The 16,900-nt window shown below is 34.1% G+C and carries 17 protein-coding genes and 1 pseudogene; 10 read left to right on the top strand and 8 right to left on the bottom strand.

Annotation, left to right across the window (positions count from 1 at the left end):
- The first annotated feature begins 111 nt into the window (after positions 1-111).
- From AM499_RS13930 to AM499_RS13915, 4 genes are all read left to right on the top strand, one after another.
- Positions 112-1,209 carry a hypothetical protein gene (locus AM499_RS13930; RefSeq protein WP_231687463.1) on the top strand — a complete coding sequence of 366 codons (1,098 nt, stop codon included), beginning with the start codon at positions 112-114 and terminating at the stop codon, positions 1,207-1,209.
- Position 1,210: 1 nt separating this feature from the next.
- A complete protein-coding gene (locus AM499_RS13925) occupies positions 1,211-2,437 on the top strand; it encodes an amidohydrolase family protein (RefSeq protein ID WP_053590785.1) in 1,227 nt (408 codons plus the stop codon).
- 153 nt (positions 2,438-2,590) lie between these two features.
- Positions 2,591-3,382, top strand: a complete 792-nt coding sequence (locus AM499_RS13920; RefSeq protein WP_053590784.1) for a VLRF1 family aeRF1-type release factor — start codon at positions 2,591-2,593, stop codon at positions 3,380-3,382.
- A gap of 143 nt (positions 3,383-3,525) precedes the next feature.
- Positions 3,526-3,735 carry an alpha/beta-type small acid-soluble spore protein gene (locus tag AM499_RS13915; protein ID WP_053590783.1) on the top strand — a complete coding sequence of 70 codons (210 nt, stop codon included), beginning with the start codon at positions 3,526-3,528 and terminating at the stop codon, positions 3,733-3,735.
- Positions 3,736-3,771: 36 nt separating this feature from the next.
- On the opposite strand, the pseudogene AM499_RS13910 reads toward AM499_RS13915, so the two are convergent.
- The 4 genes and pseudogenes from AM499_RS13910 to sda all read right to left on the bottom strand — a co-directional run bounded on the left by AM499_RS13910 (position 3,772) and on the right by sda (position 5,714).
- Positions 3,772-4,537, bottom strand: a pseudogene (locus AM499_RS13910) (alpha/beta fold hydrolase).
- A gap of 108 nt (positions 4,538-4,645) precedes the next feature.
- Positions 4,646-4,936, bottom strand: a complete 291-nt coding sequence (locus tag AM499_RS13905; RefSeq protein ID WP_053590782.1) for a DUF2653 family protein — start codon at positions 4,934-4,936, stop codon at positions 4,646-4,648.
- On the bottom strand, positions 4,924-5,370 hold the full coding sequence (locus AM499_RS13900; RefSeq protein WP_053590781.1) for a hypothetical protein: 447 nt from the start codon (positions 5,368-5,370) through the stop codon (positions 4,924-4,926). The genes AM499_RS13905 and AM499_RS13900 overlap by 13 nt, the downstream gene beginning before the upstream one ends.
- A 212-nt stretch (positions 5,371-5,582) precedes the next feature.
- Positions 5,583-5,714, bottom strand: a complete 132-nt coding sequence (sda, locus tag AM499_RS13895; protein ID WP_082355375.1) for a sporulation histidine kinase inhibitor Sda — start codon at positions 5,712-5,714, stop codon at positions 5,583-5,585.
- Positions 5,715-6,386: 672 nt separating this feature from the next.
- On the opposite strand from sda, the gene AM499_RS13890 reads away from it, so the two are divergent.
- The 3 genes from AM499_RS13890 to AM499_RS13880 are packed head-to-tail and all read left to right on the top strand — an operon-like array spanning position 6,387 to position 9,152.
- The gene (locus AM499_RS13890; protein ID WP_053590779.1) at positions 6,387-7,604 is read left to right on the top strand and encodes an ATP-grasp domain-containing protein; all 1,218 of its coding nucleotides are present in this window, start codon (positions 6,387-6,389) and stop codon (positions 7,602-7,604) included.
- Positions 7,605-7,621: 17 nt separating this feature from the next.
- Positions 7,622-8,062, top strand: a complete 441-nt coding sequence (locus tag AM499_RS13885) for a CotY/CotZ family spore coat protein (protein ID WP_053590778.1) — start codon at positions 7,622-7,624, stop codon at positions 8,060-8,062.
- A gap of 49 nt (positions 8,063-8,111) precedes the next feature.
- Positions 8,112-9,152: a YheC/YheD family endospore coat-associated protein gene (locus tag AM499_RS13880; RefSeq protein WP_053590777.1), complete on the top strand. Its 1,041-nt coding sequence runs from the start codon at positions 8,112-8,114 to the stop codon at positions 9,150-9,152.
- Positions 9,153-9,189: 37 nt separating this feature from the next.
- Here AM499_RS13880 and AM499_RS13875 read toward each other — a convergent pair whose 3' ends face one another.
- From AM499_RS13875 to hutH, 3 genes are all read right to left on the bottom strand, one after another.
- Positions 9,190-9,906 (bottom strand): YwaF family protein, encoded by a 717-nt coding sequence (locus AM499_RS13875; protein ID WP_053590776.1) that lies wholly within the window; start codon positions 9,904-9,906, stop codon positions 9,190-9,192.
- 343 nt (positions 9,907-10,249) lie between these two features.
- A complete protein-coding gene (locus AM499_RS13870; protein WP_053590775.1) occupies positions 10,250-10,495 on the bottom strand; it encodes a hypothetical protein in 246 nt (81 codons plus the stop codon).
- 165 nt (positions 10,496-10,660) lie between these two features.
- Complete coding sequence (hutH, locus tag AM499_RS13865) at positions 10,661-12,157, bottom strand: histidine ammonia-lyase (protein WP_053592215.1); 1,497 nt, start codon at positions 12,155-12,157, stop codon at positions 10,661-10,663.
- A gap of 245 nt (positions 12,158-12,402) precedes the next feature.
- Between hutH and AM499_RS13860 the strand changes: the two genes are divergently transcribed.
- Positions 12,403-13,293, top strand: coding sequence for a DUF4349 domain-containing protein (locus tag AM499_RS13860; RefSeq protein WP_053590774.1), 891 nt, complete (start codon positions 12,403-12,405; stop codon positions 13,291-13,293).
- A gap of 48 nt (positions 13,294-13,341) precedes the next feature.
- Here AM499_RS13860 and AM499_RS21710 read toward each other — a convergent pair whose 3' ends face one another.
- Complete coding sequence (locus AM499_RS21710) at positions 13,342-13,515, bottom strand: hypothetical protein (RefSeq protein WP_156316806.1); 174 nt, start codon at positions 13,513-13,515, stop codon at positions 13,342-13,344.
- Between the two features lie 206 nt (positions 13,516-13,721).
- Here AM499_RS21710 and AM499_RS13855 point away from each other — a divergent pair, with 206 nt between their 5' ends.
- Entirely contained in the window at positions 13,722-15,617 is a 1,896-nt protein-coding gene (locus tag AM499_RS13855; protein ID WP_053590773.1) for a PrkA family serine protein kinase, read from the top strand.
- Between the two features lie 107 nt (positions 15,618-15,724).
- A complete protein-coding gene (gene yhbH, locus AM499_RS13850; protein ID WP_053590772.1) occupies positions 15,725-16,900 on the top strand; it encodes a sporulation protein YhbH in 1,176 nt (391 codons plus the stop codon).

The following is a 16,900-nucleotide window of genomic DNA, read 5'->3' as shown; positions in this document are numbered from 1 at the left end:
GCAGCTGTAGAAATTTCGTACCAGATGGCAACATGTTAATTAAACGATAGATGGTATTCACACATAATTCTTTGAGTACATAAGGTATAAAAAGTGTGAGGAGGTTGTTCGTTGAATAAAGATCAATTGTCTAATTCAAAAATAAAAACTTCTCGATCTAAATGGCATTATTTTGAAGTAATGGGTTTAATATTAGTAGTTGCATCCTTACTAATTCTATTAGTTAATCCAAATTCGTTATCCGATTTCTTTAATGCAGTGATCTCTGAAGTTAAACCGATTGTTGTAGATGTCTTTTTAACTAGTGAGATAGGTATTGCTATTATTATAAGTGTTATATTTGGTCGTATAATTGAAAGGCTTGGATTTACGGATGGTTTAATTCGGCTTTTTGTCCCAATTATGAAGGGTCTAAAAATAAATCCATCAGTCATTATTCCAAGTGTTTATAATATCCTTGGCGATATTAATGCGGCTGGAAAAATTTCTGGTCCGGTATTAGTTAAAGCAAAAGCAACGAAAGCGGAACAGAAAATTGCAGTAGCTACAATGATTCAATCACCTCAATCTTTTGCGACATTAGTATTAGGGCTTATGGCATTATCCGTGTTTAATATTAATGCATTTCCTCTTATAATTATCTCCATATTTCTTCCAATTGTTGTTGTTCCATTCATTTTATCCAAAACAATATATCGAGACACCAAAAAAGTTGAGTTAGAAGAGCTACCTCGCTTTACTCCTAAGACTAGATTTCTAGAAACAATTTTTACATCTGCTAAAGAAGGTGCCGAGCTCCTTTTTTTAACTATTATCCCTGCAGTAGCGGCGGTATTTTTCTTTATAGGTGCTTTAAAATTCTTTGGAGCATGGGACGTAATTGAATCAAGTTTATCCTCCATATTAACCTTTCTCAGTATCGAGCCATCGACTGGAATTGTTTCAATATTAGCAGCACCTACACTTGCTGTTGCTCAACTTGCAGAACTGGCTAGTACAATTGATCCACGTCTCATTGTTGGGTCATTTGTATTAGCTAATTCTGGCTTACCTTTATCCGTTATCTTTGGTCAGATTCCAGTGACATGGGCAGAATCCTCTGATCTGAATGAAAGAGAAGCTTTAATTGCTGCAATTGTTGGAATGATTATCCGAGTTTTAACTGCTTGTATATTGGCGTATTTTTTAACTCCATTATTGGTGGGCTAGTATGAATAATTGTTACATCATTCGAGGTCAAAAAATTGTCACTGTTAGTAAACTTGGAACTTTAATGAGTGGTGCAATGGTTATTAAGGATGGAAAAATTTTAGATGTTGGATTATGGGAAGATTTTCGAGTACGATATCCATCTATTCCAGTTATTGATTTTTCAAACTATATAATTACGCCAGCATTGGTGGATTGTCATACACATTTATTGGAATTTGCTCCAAGTTCACTTTATCCGATTACATCCGAAACGCACTTTCTAGCAGCCAAGAGTATTCTATTACATGCAATTTCCTCTGGGATTACTGCGATAGGTGAACAGATTTGTGGAAACCCGTTTTGTGACTTTTCAAAAGAAGATTATCAACAGGCAGTTCATGGGTTGCCAATAAATGTTTCATTTGCTACAACGAGTATATCTATAGGTTTTGAAAATTTAGCGCATTTTTCATTCGTAACAAAATCTCAAAGTATTCAAAAAGAGGATTTAATTAATCCGTCATTAGTGAAGAAAATTGCTTTAGAGAGTGAATATCCAGGGGAGAACATTTTTATCAATGCAACACCTGCTAATTTTACAAAAGAAGAAGTACCAAAAGCTGGGGAAGTTATTTATTCTCTAGAAGAAATGAAACAGATTACAGAAATATATCACAGTTTAAATAAAAAAATTGGAGCCCATGTAGCTGGAGAGGAAGGAATTGAACTAGCGTTAGAGGCAGGGGTAGATGTTTTGCATCATGCACATGGAATATCTGACATACAATTAGAAAAAGTTTCACAAAAAGGGAAGGACATTGTGGCAACTCCAATGGGTGGTACTCATTTATGTCCAAATTCTCCTAATGAAATTCTTCGAATGGTAAGTAAAAATATTCCTGTCTCTATTTCGACTGATGCATATCTTCCGCCATATTTAGGAACTTCGTGGTTGCCTTTTGAAAATTTATCTTTGAGGGGACCAGAAGTTTTAATGTTGATCGCACATCCATCCATGCAGCTTTTAAAGAATAACCACCATAATGAAAATGAAATTTTAGCCTTAATTACCGACAATCCAGCAAAAATATTAGGGAAAGATCATCAATTTGGGCGTTTAGAAAAAGGGTTGGATGCAAATTTCCTTGTTGCAGAAGGTATTCCTGGTTTGGAAATAACGGACGTAGAAAAAATAAAAAAAGTTTTTTATTTAGGGAAAAAAGTGATAGATCGAAAAGTACTTTAATATACTGTTTTAATGGAATCGGCCAATTTATTTTGGTTGATTTTTTTTATTATATAAGTAAAAATTCCATCCAAAACATAACACTTCTCTGTCGTATTATCTAGACCATTTGAGGGGAAAGCTAAAGTTGTGCAAAAAAAAGGAGGATAAAAAATGACAATTAACAAGGAACTTCAGGCATTAAAAGAGTATAGCTGTAGTGATCGGTGTGTATTGAGTGTTTATTTAAACACCAATCCAGGTGATCCGCAACAATTAAATGGCGGTTGGAAAATCCATTTAAAGAGTGGTCTGAAGAGACTTGGTGAGTATTTAGAGGGCTCAGATGAAAATGAAAAAAAAGCTTTTAATAAAATAAAGAAAAAAATTATAAATGAATTGGAAGACAATCAACAGGAAATGCGAAAAGGAGTAGTCATTTTTGCAAGTGCTGCTGATGATCTATGGTCTGTCCATTATGTTCAAGTTCCAGTGAAAACAAGTTTTTATTGGGAAAACCATCCTATGATTGAACAGTTAGAGTATATGTATAAAGCATATCCAGAAGCAGGAATTATCATGCCTAGCTTTGGGGAAGTTCGCATTTTAGATACTGCAATGGGATTCGTGCGAGATGATTTGACGTTTAAATACGATCCAGTTTCTGAAGTGTGGGGAGAAATGAAAAAAATGGACGCACAGGGTAGACGTCCAGTGGCGGATAGTAAAAGTGCTGTGCTAGATCCGAAATATAAGGTGAATAAAAACAGTTTCTTCAAAGGAATGAGTACGACTCTCGAGCAATTGAAGAAAAAAAGAGGATGGCGCGAATTCCATGTAGCTGGGGAAGCTGAAATGGCCAATGCTTTCTCCGAAAGCATAAGAGATACTCCAGCAAGTTGTATTTACAAAAATCTAAATAACAGCAAAGCACATGATGTTATTCATCAAATATTTGAAAAGTAATAATTTAGGGGTGCTGAGTAAAACCATATTACTCAGCACCTATTTCTAAAAAGTCAAATACTCATTGTCAAATTTCACCTTCAACTTTTTTTGCATAATCGTTTCAAATTTACACAATCTATTCTCACAGGGAGGTGAATAACATGGCAAATTCAAATCGTAATCAACTTCTAGTACCAGGAGTGGAACAAGCTCTTAACCAAATGAAATATGAAATTGCTCAAGAATTCGGTGTACAACTTGGAGGAGAAGCTTCATCGCGTGCTAACGGTTCCGTTGGCGGAGAAATTACTAAGCGACTAGTAGCTCAAGCCCAATCACAAATGAGCGGTTTTCAAAACAACCAACAATAATTAATTAAGCCGGTGGGTAAATTACCACCGGTTGTTTTATGTTATTTTTATACTGTCTATTGGTGTTCTTTCATAAGTAATCCAATTTTCAAGTAGATTATTAAAATAATCCGGGTCAGCTATTGGTATGCCATGACCTACATTTGGAATAATTAAACCATTGCAATGAGGGTTACTTTTTACGAGGTCAACTGCTGATTTTTTCTTTTTCGCCAACAGTAACTAATATCTTTGATTTAACCTTGTTAAAATTATGTGGTATTTTATAGGACATATTCTCTTCTAAAATCTGTATAAGCGTTTCTTTCTTCATTTGAGTGCTTTCTGTATAATACTTTTCAAATTGGTCTTCTCTGATATATAAAGTTCTTGATTGGAATTTAGAAAATGCTTTATTTTTTATTAATGGGAAAGTTAATCGAATGGAAGGGCTAATTAATGATTTGGCGACTGTACTTGGTCTAACTAAGGCACTATTTATAATTGCATAATCAATTAAGTTAGGCTTTAAACTTAGCATCTCGATCAGTACTTGAGCTCCTAAAGAAAAACCGGTAACAATAATTTCTTTATCCTTTGCTTTCTCTTCAATTAATTCATTTAGTTTTTCAGCACTACCTTTAATAGAAAAGTTAGTCTCACTATTACTAATACCTTGTGCAGGTAAATCTGGAACTAAACAATGGTACTTTTTGAAATAACGGACTTGCTCATCCCACATCCAACCACTAACTCCACCACCATGTAGGAAGACTATTAATGGAGCATTTTTATCCCCATATTCAAGATAATGTATTACCAAGTTTATCATCTCCTTGTATTATGACCAATATTATTACTATTTTATCATTAATTAGATAGGTAAAAAAAAGACCAAATCAGCAAGTGACTTGGTCTAATCTATTATTATTTAATGTATTGCAGCAATAATACCTTCTTCGTCATCTAATATAAGCTCTATTCCAGCGGAGATTGGATCTATATTTAGAAATTCCTCCATACTTTGACGCAAAGCTTCGATTAAGTTGAATGTAGTAAGAACTTCAGTTTCTCCTTTAATATATGCTTCGGCTGAAAATCCATTTTCATCGTCATACATTAATTCTACTTCGATTTCTTCCACTTCTACATTCTTTTTACGTGAAATATAAACGCAAACCGCATTTATAATATTTTGCTCCGGAATGATTAGCTTCTCCATGAGTTAGCTTCCTCTTGTTTTTTCTTTTTAAAGATGTCAAAGATTTTACGAATAACAACGACGATAAAAATGATCGCTGCAGCATTGATAGCGAAACCAAGAAGAGAGCCTAATGCACCCATATTAGCAAACATGCTACCAAAGAGTAATCCAGCAATCCCTCCAACAAATAAACCTTTCATAAGACCACCTGAGAAAAAGCCACCTTTATTGTTAGTAGTCGTATTTGATTTGTTTGTTGCAGTAGTAGAATCTTGTTGTTTCTTTTGAATATTAGAATTGTTGTTAGTACTATTATTATTCGTGTTGAAGCTTTTCTTTCCAGATTTATAAGATTTAGCCTCAGCAGTCGTTGATTGATCATTGAATACAAAGCTACCAACTGATGAAAATACAAGTGTTGCTGTAAGCAAAGCTGCTACTAGTTTTTTCAATTTATATACCCTCCAATATGGAATGTGAGATTTTTTATAAGAGATTATCATCTTACATCTATTATATACGATATAAAGTGAAAATAGTTTCACTTTACCTCTGATTTTTCTCCTATCTCCATACATATGTCTAAAATGCGTCTAAAACGGCACTTTACTTCAGAAGGGCAAGCAACTGTAAGTGAACTTAAAAGTTAAAGAGATGAGATCAATCATTTTAGAATTAATTGTTCAATCACTAGAGAACGACGGCGAATTTCCATTTCTAATAAGAATATAAAGTCTGGAGATAGCTTGAGTTCCTTTGCTGCAACATAAGATTCTATTAATAATTCATCCGACATCTTACTCACCTTAAATCCACCTCCTATAATTTGATAAAAGTACCACCATTTTATGTAACTTAAACCTTTTTGTTAGATTAATTAATCTACTATAAATCTACCAAAAAGATTAGTTTGGAACAACCGTTCGTTTATCCACAGATAAAAGTGGATAAACTGTTATTAACTTGTTTATATTTAATGAAAGGGTATAGTTTACGCTTGGGATAATGTGTATAACTTTATCCACAGTAGTGGAAAACATCGAATTTTGTCGAAACATTTTAACTGAAAATATGAATTTTGTGTGCTTTTTTATGTATAAATACAAAAAATATATATTTCCATTCGTATTCTTATGCATTTATCCTAAATAAGAATCTATTTAATAGATTTTACTGAAATAATTAACACCTTATCCACAAATATTTGTGGATAAGGTGTTAATTAATTATATTTATTCTCTATTAACGTCTGTTTAATAGGGAATGTATTGTTGATAACGTTATCCACAAAATAAACATACACCAATATTCAAGACCTTTTCATTTTCAGGCAGGGTAAATATTTCATAAAAAAAACTATGTGTTTATCTGAATCATCGTCCCAATCATAATAATTTAAGTTTGAATACTATATTGGGAAGATTAAATATTTGCCTAAAAGCAATTGAAAGGTTGATGAAAATAAATTATGAAGACAATCATATTTGTCGGAAGTAATAAATCTGGATCAAGCAGAGAAGCACTAAGAGCGGCTGCAAGGCTAGGTTTTTTCACTGTGTTACTAACCGATAGAGAAGTTTTTCTAGAAAACAGACATGATTTCCCCGAGGTTCACCAAATGGTTTTAACAGATTTAACTAATTATAATTTATTAAAATCATGTATAGGAAAAGTCCAAGAACAAGGTAAAAAAATTGAAGCTATTTTAAGCTTTATTGATCCATTTGTCCATGTAGCTGCAAAATTATCTAAGGAATTAAATATAACCAAAGTTCCCCCAGAACCATTAGAAAAAATGGAAGACAAAGTATTGACACGAGAACTATTGAAAGGTCTCTCTGCATCTCCGTACTTTGAAACATATAAAAAAGGGGAATCCCTAGAAACGTTTATTGCAAATCAAAAAAATCGTTTTCCCCTAATTGTAAAATCTCCAATTTCCACAGGATCTAAAGATGTTTTATTAGTCAAAGATGTAAAACAATTTACTCAGTGTATAAATAAGTTAATAGAGAAAGGATGCGATGAAATTTTAATTGAGGAATATTTAGAGGGTCCTCAATACTTAATCGAGGCTTGTGTGTACGATGGCGAAGTTCACATCATAGCAGTTCTTGAACAAGAAATTAAGCTTTTTGAGCGTTTTATTGTTACTGGTTATTGTCTGTTGGCAGAAATGGATACAAACTTCCATAACAAAATTTATGAAACAGTTTGTTCTATTTTAGAGCGATTTAGTATGGATAATGGGTCCTGTCATTTAGAAATGCGTTTAGTTAATAATGAATGGAAGTTAATCGAGATAAATCCGCGCATATCAGGAGGAGCGATGAATAGAATAATTGAGATAGCGTATGGATTTAATTTAGTTGAAGAAACAATAAAGATATTTTTAGGACAAGAGCCTAATTTTAATAGGAAGATTAAAAGGTTTGTGTTTGCTCAATATTTAACGAGTGATTCTACTGGTACTCTAATAAAAGTAACAGGTAGAAAACGCTGTTCAGGGCTACCTGGTATAGAAGAGGTCTTTATAAAGCCTAAAAAAGGGAAACTACTTCATCCACCTTTATCAATGGGAGATCGATATGGATATATCTTAGCCTCTTCAGTTGATAAGGAACAAGCCATTAGTCTTGCTAAAGATGCTGCAAAGGAAATCCGTTTTTATATTGAACCTGTATAGAAGGGAGTGAATGTGTGATGGGTGAAAAGGAGCAAGATAAAATAAAAATAGACGATTCTCTCAATAATCTTGAATCTATTTTAAAAACAATTTATGAGACACAAAACAAGGCTAAGCTAGTAATATTCAAAGGTATCCTGCATGAAACTATTCCAATTGTGTTGTTTACAACCACGACATACGAACCTTATTTAGCCTACGGAACAACCTCCTCATCCCAAACTGAGTTTAGAACACGTTTCTTTCGGATTGAAGATATAGTCAACAAGCTTGTTTACCTATCGTTATTATGTCCCATGGACGTAGAAGGTAATTATCTAGACACGATGCGTATTCCTTATCGACTGGAAAAAACGAAGATTATTGTGAGTGCATCCTTACAAAACTTTTGTAGCGTTCAGTGTATCGATCCGAAATTAGTAAATAGATTAAGTATTAATATTGGAGATAAATGGTAAGTGATAATTAAATTATTAATAAAAAAGAGAAAAGGGAGTTGGGAATTAAATGACCTTAATTGGTATGCTGCATCATAGAGCAGAACCCGAGAAAGTAAAAAAGGCATATGCATATGCTGTAGTAGCAAAAGCAGAAGGTGTAGATTTTTTTTACTTTACGCCTGGGAAAGTTGATATTAAGAACGAAAAAATTTTAGGGAAATACTATGAAAATGGTAAATGGATTGAAAAGGAATATCCTTTTCCTGATGCCATTTATAATGCAAGTTTTCCTTTAACTGACAAAGCAGAACTAATCGTTGATTATTTATCTGAAAGAATTCCATTTACAAGTCATTCCATAGGTAATAAATCTGACGTGCAAAACAGAATTAAGAAAGGAAAAGATTTTAAGCACTATTTAATTCCGACAGTCCAATTAAAGAAGGAAAAAGACTTACTTGATATGATTGAATTGCATGAGCAAGTTATTATCAAACCTGTTTCTGGGAGTAGAGGATCTGGAATTCTTTTTATTGAAAAAGAAAATGCCAATACGTTTATTATAAATGATTCCGGAAAAACCACGATTTGTAGTAAACAGGATTTAATAGACCTTGTATTACTTAAAATAGAGGAAGAAGAATATATCATTCAAAAATTTATATCAAGTAAAATAAAATCGGGCCAGGTCTTAGACTTTCGATTGCATGTCCAAAAGAATGGAGATGGTGAGTGGGTAACCACATCCATTTACCCTCGTATAGGAGCTTTGGGTAGCATAACCTCAAATTTAGGTAACGGAGGTTTTACTGCTTTTCCGGATCCTTTTTTGCAAATAGAGTTTGACAATGAATGGTTCGATGTAAAAAAAACACTTGAGTACTTTTCAGTAAGTTTTGCAACTCACTTTGATTCTTTATATGATGAATTTTATCTAGATGAACTAGGAATAGACGTTGGAATGGATGAAAATCAAAGAATATGGTTGTTTGAAGTAAACTGGAGACCAGGAATCCCTGTAATATTTAACGGAGAATTAGATGTAGCAAAAAACACAATTAAATATGCTGAATTTTTAGCTAATAACAATAAAAACTTACCTTCTTGAAATAAAGAGGGGAGTTTTTTTTGTATAGAACAATCATTCAAGTAGTCCATTTAGATTGTCGATTCCATCTCCTGAAGATTAACCAGAAAGCCGAAAACATAAAAAATGCTACCATTTCTAAAGATAAAATATACCACGGGTATGGTCCTAAGAAGTCAAGCAGACTACCATTTATAGGTTTTTCTCTTAGAAACATGTAGTTACCATGAACAACTATGTTAATAGCAAAAATAAAAGGAAACATACTATTTAAGTAAAACATCGTTTTAAGAAGTCCTTTAAATGTAGGGGTATATTTTTTTACCCACAAAATATAAAATGCAGTCACTATTATCCCAGAGTGAATGAAAAAGAATTGAATAAACTTAAAACTGGGAAACCCTATTTCCAAAGATGGTGTTAGTAAAGCTTGAAGCGCACCTCCAAAGCCTGCAAAGAAGATGAAATCATAAAAACGTTTGCTTCCAGTCCATAATATAAAAACTGAAAAAAACAAACTGAAACTGCATAAATGGAATGGCATAGATTCACTTAAATTCCACTCTCGGGTAAAAATGAGTACAAGATGATAAGTGATTTCCATCATCAATAATGAAAGTGAAAAGAGACGTTCGAATAAGTTGGAACTCATGGTTGAATCAGATAATCTATTTTTTAACATAAATAGGAAAAATAAAATTACAATTAATAAGACAATTGCTATGATGTGTTCAAATGATAACATGATGAATACATTTTTGTTGTTTTCTTCCATGAAATTTCCCCTTTCCATGAGTTCTTAATTATTCTATTTGTATGGAAATAGCTATAAAAAGTTCCTATAAAAATAGGGAAAGACACGCCTTTTATAAACGTGTCTTTCCCTATGAATGTATATATTCGAACCAATTGAAACAAGGGAAGAAGGTTTGAGGACGTAAGAGGCAGATTAATATTGTAATTAATTTTTGAATAGGACAATCCCGCTTTTTCATATTCTTTATCATTCGATTAAAGGAGTGATGTATTTGGCGAATAAGAAATGTAAAACAAGTAAAAAAACAGGTTTAGGACCATGTAAGTGTGGAAAATAAAAAACCGCCGAGAAGGCGGTTTTTCTATTCTCGATCTTTATCCATAACTTCTTCATCTGTATTTTCTACGTCCTCTTTATCCTCGTCTGATCCATTGTTTTCGCTATTTTCGTCATTATTATCATCCACGTTTACATCAACATCTAGATCCTCTTCCACTGGTTCGTTTGTATCCGTGTCATTTCCATCACCACATCCTGCAAGCAAAGCAATGGAAAGAAAGGCTGCTATACCAAATTTCAGCCATTTATGCTCTAAAGTTAAGTTCATATTAAATGTCCTCCAATTATCAATTTAACTTACTTTGTCTTATCTACCCTTTTTGAAATGAAAGATAAACGTTTCTCCATAAGATTTTAAGGGGGGGTGTACACCACTTAAAAGAAACAAAGAAAACGGCGAATGATTGTTTTCCATTCGCCGTGTTCTTATTAACTATATTGTTGTAGCTGTCTCTGATTTTAAGTATTTATTCAAGTTTTCTATATCTAAACTAAAGATCCTGTCTTTCGTAATGGAAGGAACAAATTCTCTTATATCATGCCATTTTTTAGACAGTGATGGAGCCATTAAATCTATACCTCGATATTCAATGCCTTGGATGGCACAAATTAATTCGATAGCAAGTACTCTTCGTGCATTTTGAATAATTTGGTTAGCATGTCGAGCGCCTATTGTTCCCATACTTACATGATCTTCTTGGTTTGCAGAAGAAGGAATAGAATCGACAGAAGCAGGATGAGCAAGTGTTTTGTTTTCTGATACTAAGCTTGCAGCCGCATATTGCATAATCATGGCACCGGATTGTAGTCCAGGTTGTGGACTTAAAAAGGGAGGAAGCCCCTCATTCAATTGGGGGTTCACTAATCGTTCAATTCTACGCTCCGAAACGTTTGCTAGCTCTGCTATACCAATCTTTAAGAAGTCCATTGCAAAAGCGATTGGTTGCCCGTGAAAGTTGCCTCCGGAAATGACTAATTCACCATCATCAAAAATTAAAGGGTTATCTGTTGCAGCATTCATTTCGATTTCTAATTTTTCTTTAACATAACTTAGTACTTGCCAGCTGGCTCCATGAATTTGAGGGATACAGCGTAAAGAATATGCATCTTGTACACGTTTTTCTCCTTGCTTTGTAACAAGTTTGCTCCCTTCAAGCCATTGAAGAACACGTTTTGCAACAGATATTTGCTCAGGATATCCACGTGCCTCGTGGATTGCAGGATGAAAAGCGTCTGTTATTCCTTGAAGTGCTTCAATCGTCATAGAAGCAATCCACTCACTTTGGTATGCAAGTGTTTCTGATTCCAACCAGTTTACTACTCCTTGTGCAGTCATTGCTTGGGTTCCATTGATAAGTGCAAGACCTTCTTTTGCTTCAAGAACAATAGGTGTCAAGTTATGTTTAGCCCATATTTCATTAGAAGGGACATGTTTATCTCCATCCCAGACAAAACCTTCACCAATTAAAACTAGTGCTAAATGTGAAAGGGGAGCTAAATCACCCGATGCACCGAGAGAGCCTTGCTGAGGAATTACAGGGTGAATATGATTATTTACCATGAATGCAAGTCGTTCAAGTACCTCAAGTCGAATGCCAGAAAATCCTTTTAACAAGGCATTTAGTCGTAGAATAACCATTGCACGAGACACTATTTCATCAAATGGTTGCCCGATACCACACGCATGGGATCGAATGAGATGAAGCTGTAGCGCATGAACATCCTCTTCTTCAATGCTAACATCACTAAATTTACCAAATCCAGTATTAATACCGTATACAGTGCTCTTCTCTTTTACGATTCTTTCAACAGCTTTCCGACTATTTTGCACTAGTTCAATTGCTTTTTGATCCAATTTCACTTCTTTTGTTTGATATAAAATGGCTCTCATATTTTCTAATGTAAGCCCATGCCCTTTTAATATTATCATTTTAAGTTCACGATCTTTCTTTTTTAAGTTAATGTCCATTAAAAACCCTCCTTAATTCTTATCTATATTCTATCTAAATATTTCAATAAATTAAGTGTTTTTGTGAAAAAAGTAAAAATTTCTCATCTGCTAATTTGGTGCTACATTAGCATAGTAGATTGATAAATAGAAAAATTTTCTAGATATTGTGTAACGAATCTTAGCCGAAATCGTCTGATTGTTCAAAGACAGGGGGCAAATTGACAATGAAAAAAATAGTTTTGCTATTATTTTTTATCGGTTTGTTTGGTTTTCTCATAGCTTGTAGCAATAAGGAGATGGCAGAAGAAATTAAAACAGAGGAGGCGAACGACTCTGCTATCTACTCTGTCAAAGAGGAGAAGAGTTCACTCGAAGTGGTAGAAGAGGATAAACCAGTGGATGATTCAGAAGTTATATCTGAAACTTCAACTGAGCGTATGATTATTCACAAAGCAATTATTAAGGCAAATGTAAAAGAACTCGCGAAGGCGCAGAATAATATTGAACAAAAGGTTAAAAAGTATGGTGGATATATTGTGAGTTCGAATGTGTATCAGGAAGATGATGTATCAAGTAGTGGTAATATGATTGTTCGAATTCCAGAACATTATTTTGAAACTTTCTTATCCGAAGCAGAAGGAGAAGCTTCAAAAGTGATAGAACGTAATGTTACTGGTCAGGATGTGACCGAGCAATTTGTCGACTTAACCTCTCGCATCAAGTCGAAGAGAGTTGTGGAGGAACGTTTGCTAACATTTATGGAAAATGCAGAGAAAACCGAGGATTTATTGAAAATTTCGTCTGATTTAGCGAACGTTCAAGAAGAAATTGAAGTCCTAGTTGGTAAGGTTAACTATTTAGAAAATCAAACATCTTTTTCAACAATCGAAATAGCCTTGTATGAAAACCGTGTAATCGTTCCTGAGATAGAAAACAAAGATTTAAATACATGGGAAAAAACAAAGAAGCAATTTGTCACGAGTACTAATGTGATATTGACTGCTGGCTCGGGAGTTATTGTATTTTTCATTGGGAACTTACCTGTGCTCCTCATTTTGTGTGTTATAACTTTTGCTGTGTATTGGACGATAAAAAGAAAAAGAATAGAAAAATAATAAAATGCGGTGTTCTAAATTTATTTTAGAACACCGCATTTTTATAACTTATTCACCGTCTTTGTCTTCTTCTTCAAGCTCTTGGTCTACATCTTCTTCCATATTGTCATCCACATCTGATTCATTTTCTCCGTCTCCACAACCAGCCAATAAACCTACTGAAAGAAATGCAGCAGCCCCAATTTTCCACCATTTTTCCCCTGCAATTGATTTCATCGTCATAATAATTCCTCCAATTCTACAATTAGTGGTGTTTCGACATACTTACTGAGTAGATACCCTAAAACAAATTGATATTAAACATAAATCGTAATTAAATAATGTGTAGTTCATGTAAGAAAGAATTAGCATCTACAAAATTAATAGGTATCATAAATTCTCTCTTTTCATACTATGTATAAAACAATGCCCCTGAATGGAGGGAATAAATGGATATTTTGAACAAGGTTAGGAACTACCGTGAAGAAGAGAGTAAACTTAAGTGGGAAGGCACGTTCGAGGAGTATTTAGCCATTGTGAGGGATAGACCAGAAGTTGCCCAAACTGCACATTCTCGTGTATATAACATGATTAAAAGCTCAGGGCTAACGGAGAGAGATGGACTTAAGATGTACCATTTCTTTGGGAAAGAAATATTTGGATTAGAGACAGCGATTGAACGCTTGGTAGAAGAATATTTTCATCCAGCCGCAAAAAGATTAGACGTTCGAAAACGAATTCTTTTATTGATGGGACCTGTTAGTGGAGGTAAATCCTCCATTGTTACATTGTTAAAACGAGGACTAGAGCAGTATTCTAGAACTGATGAGGGAGCAGTTTATGCTATACAAGGGTGCCCTATGCATGAGGATCCGCTCCACCTAATTCCACAACATTTACGGGAAGATTTTGTAGATGAATATGGAATCCGTATTGAGGGTAGTTTGTCGCCACTTAATACGATGAGACTAGAAAAAGAATACGATGGACGAATTGAAAATGTTAGAGTAGAGAGAATTTTTTTCTCAGAAGACAAACGGGTCGGAATAGGAACATTTACTCCATCTGATCCTAAATCGCAAGATATCGCTGATTTAACAGGGAGTATCGATTTTTCAACAATTGCAGAGTTTGGCTCAGAATCAGATCCACGTGCATATCGTTTCGATGGTGAATTAAATAAAGCGAATCGTGGAATGATGGAATTTCAAGAAATGCTGAAACTAGATGAAAAATTTCTATGGCATTTATTATCGTTAACGCAAGAAGGAAATTTTAAAGCAGGAAGATTTGCTTTAATTAGTGCAGATGAGTTGATAGTAGCGCATACAAATGAAACAGAATACCGTTCTTTTATATCCAATAAAAAGAATGAAGCACTACATTCAAGAATTATCGTTATGCCTATTCCGTATAATTTAAAAGTAAGTCAGGAAGAACGCATTTATGAAAAAATGATTAAGGAAAGTGATATGACGCATGTTCATATTGCACCCCATGCGTTAAGGGCAGCTGCTATCTTTTCCATTTTAACAAGACTGGAAGTTCCTAAAAAGCAAGGCATTGATATTGTAAAGAAAATGCGACTTTATGATGGAGAAAGCGTGGAAGGATTTAACGAAATTGATGTGGAGGAATTGAAAAAGGAAACTGTTAACGAGGGAATGCATGGAATAGATCCACGTTACGTCATTAATAGAATTTCTTCTGCAATCATACGGAAGGAAATCCCTTCTATTAATGCGTTGGACGTATTAAGAGCTTTAAAAGAAGGTCTTGATCAACATGCATCTATATCACAAGAAGATCGTGAAAAATACATGAATTACATTGCTATTGCCAGAAAAGAATATGATGAAATCGCGAAAAAAGAAGTTCAAAAAGCGTTTGTTTATTCATATGAAGAGTCAGCCATTTCCTTAATGAATAATTACTTGGATAATGTGGAGGCTTATTGTAATAAAAACAAAATGAGAGATCCACTTACGGGTGAAGAAATGAATCCAGATGAAAAATTGATGCGCTCGATTGAAGAACAAATTGGTATTTCTGAAAACGCGAAGAAAGCTTTTAGAGAGGAAATCCTAATTCGACTCTCTGCATATGCTAGAAAAGGAAAACGTTTCGAATATAATTCTCATGAACGTTTGCGTGAAGCTATTCAAAAGAAACTTTTTGCAGATTTAAAAGATGTTGTGAAAATAACCACTTCTTCTAAAACCCCAGATGAGACTCAGCTGAAGAAGGTAAATGAGGTTGTTGCAAGACTAATAGATGAACATGGCTATAATTCCACTTCAGCAAACGAGTTATTGCGGTATGTAGGTAGTCTACTCAACAGGTAATAAAGAAGAACAAGACTGATTTTTATATTGGTCTTGTTTTTTTATATACATTGGCAATAACTTTGAGTAGCTGGCATATGATAAACAATAGGTAGGTGTTGATGAAAATGAATGAAAAACAAGAGAATCATTACGTCATCTCACAGGAAAACTGGTCATTGCACCGTAAAGGTTACCAAGATCAGCAACGTCATATGGATAAAGTGAAAGAAGCTATTAAAGACAATTTACCAGACTTGATCAGTGAAGAAAGCATTATTATGTCAAATGGACGAGAAGTAATTAAAATACCAATTCGTTCATTGGATGAATATAAGATTCGTTACAACTATGATAAAACCAAACATGTTGGCCAAGGGGATGGCGACAGTCAGGTAGGAGATGTGATTGCTCGTGATTCCGGTGAAGGAGAACAGGCTTCCGGTGAAGGAGAACAGGCTTCCGGTCAAGGAAAACAAGCTGGAGATAAAGCAGGAAAAGACTATTACGAGGCAGAAGTGACTATAGCAGAATTAGAAAGCGTACTTTTTAAAGAGATGGAATTACCGAATTTACAGCAAAAAGAACAGGCAAACATTATAACGGATAAAGTCGAATTTAATGATATACGTAAAAAAGGACTTATGGGAAATATCGATAAGAAGCGTACAATAATGACTGCTATTAAAAGAAATGCGATGAAAGGGAAAGCAGAAATTTCACCACTTCATAATGATGATTTACGTTTTAAAACATGGGATGAAGTGACAAAACCAGAGTCAAAAGCAGTTGTCCTTGCGATGATGGACACGAGTGGATCGATGGGTGCTTTTGAGAAGTATTGTGCAAGAAGTTTCTTTTTTTGGATGGCCCGATTTTTAAGATCGAAATATAAATCCGTAGATATTGAATTTATAGCACATCATACGGAAGCTAAAGTTGTAACGGAAGAGGCATTTTTCTCGAAAGGTGAAAGCGGTGGAACAATTTGTTCATCTGCATATTACCAGGCACTAGCACTGATAGAAGAAAAGTATAGTCCTAATCAATTTAATATTTATCCTGTTCACTTTTCAGACGGTGAAAATATGACAAGTGACAATGAAAAATGTATGAAGCTTGTAACCCAACTAATGGAAGTATCTAGTATGTTTGGGTATGGAGAAGTGAATCCCCATAGCCGATATTCTACGTTAATGAATACGTATAAAACAATTAATGACCCAAAGTTCCGCCATTATGTATTAAAGGATAAAAAAGATGTATATGAAGCTTTGAAAAGTCTTTTTAAAGTGCCAAAATAA

This window comes from Bacillus sp. FJAT-22090 (genome assembly GCF_001278755.1).
Lineage (GTDB): Bacteria > Bacillota > Bacilli > Bacillales_A > Planococcaceae > Psychrobacillus.
This window is presented reverse-complemented; position numbering and strand designations above follow the sequence as displayed.

Bases quoted from the DNA above. Each gene is read 5' to 3' on its own strand.
- AM499_RS13925 (WP_053590785.1), top strand. From the start codon at position 1,211: ATGAATAATTGTTACATCATTCGAGGTCAAAAAATTGTCACTGTTAGT.
- AM499_RS13920 (WP_053590784.1), top strand. From the start codon at position 2,591: ATGACAATTAACAAGGAACTTCAGGCATTAAAAGAGTATAGCTGTAGT.
- AM499_RS13915 (WP_053590783.1), top strand. From the start codon at position 3,526: ATGGCAAATTCAAATCGTAATCAACTTCTAGTACCAGGAGTGGAACAA.
- AM499_RS13905 (WP_053590782.1), bottom strand. From the start codon at position 4,936: ATGGAGAAGCTAATCATTCCGGAGCAAAATATTATAAATGCGGTTTGC.
- sda (WP_082355375.1), bottom strand. From the start codon at position 5,714: ATGTCGGATGAATTATTAATAGAATCTTATGTTGCAGCAAAGGAACTC.
- AM499_RS13890 (WP_053590779.1), top strand. From the start codon at position 6,387: ATGAAGACAATCATATTTGTCGGAAGTAATAAATCTGGATCAAGCAGA.
- AM499_RS13885 (WP_053590778.1), top strand. From the start codon at position 7,622: ATGGGTGAAAAGGAGCAAGATAAAATAAAAATAGACGATTCTCTCAAT.
- AM499_RS13880 (WP_053590777.1), top strand. From the start codon at position 8,112: ATGACCTTAATTGGTATGCTGCATCATAGAGCAGAACCCGAGAAAGTA.
- AM499_RS13875 (WP_053590776.1), bottom strand. From the start codon at position 9,906: ATGGAAGAAAACAACAAAAATGTATTCATCATGTTATCATTTGAACAC.
- AM499_RS13870 (WP_053590775.1), bottom strand. From the start codon at position 10,495: ATGAACTTAACTTTAGAGCATAAATGGCTGAAATTTGGTATAGCAGCC.
- hutH (WP_053592215.1), bottom strand. From the start codon at position 12,157: ATGATAATATTAAAAGGGCATGGGCTTACATTAGAAAATATGAGAGCC.
- AM499_RS13860 (WP_053590774.1), top strand. From the start codon at position 12,403: ATGAAAAAAATAGTTTTGCTATTATTTTTTATCGGTTTGTTTGGTTTT.
- AM499_RS21710 (WP_156316806.1), bottom strand. From the start codon at position 13,515: ATGACGATGAAATCAATTGCAGGGGAAAAATGGTGGAAAATTGGGGCT.
- AM499_RS13855 (WP_053590773.1), top strand. From the start codon at position 13,722: ATGGATATTTTGAACAAGGTTAGGAACTACCGTGAAGAAGAGAGTAAA.
- yhbH (WP_053590772.1), top strand. From the start codon at position 15,725: ATGAATGAAAAACAAGAGAATCATTACGTCATCTCACAGGAAAACTGG.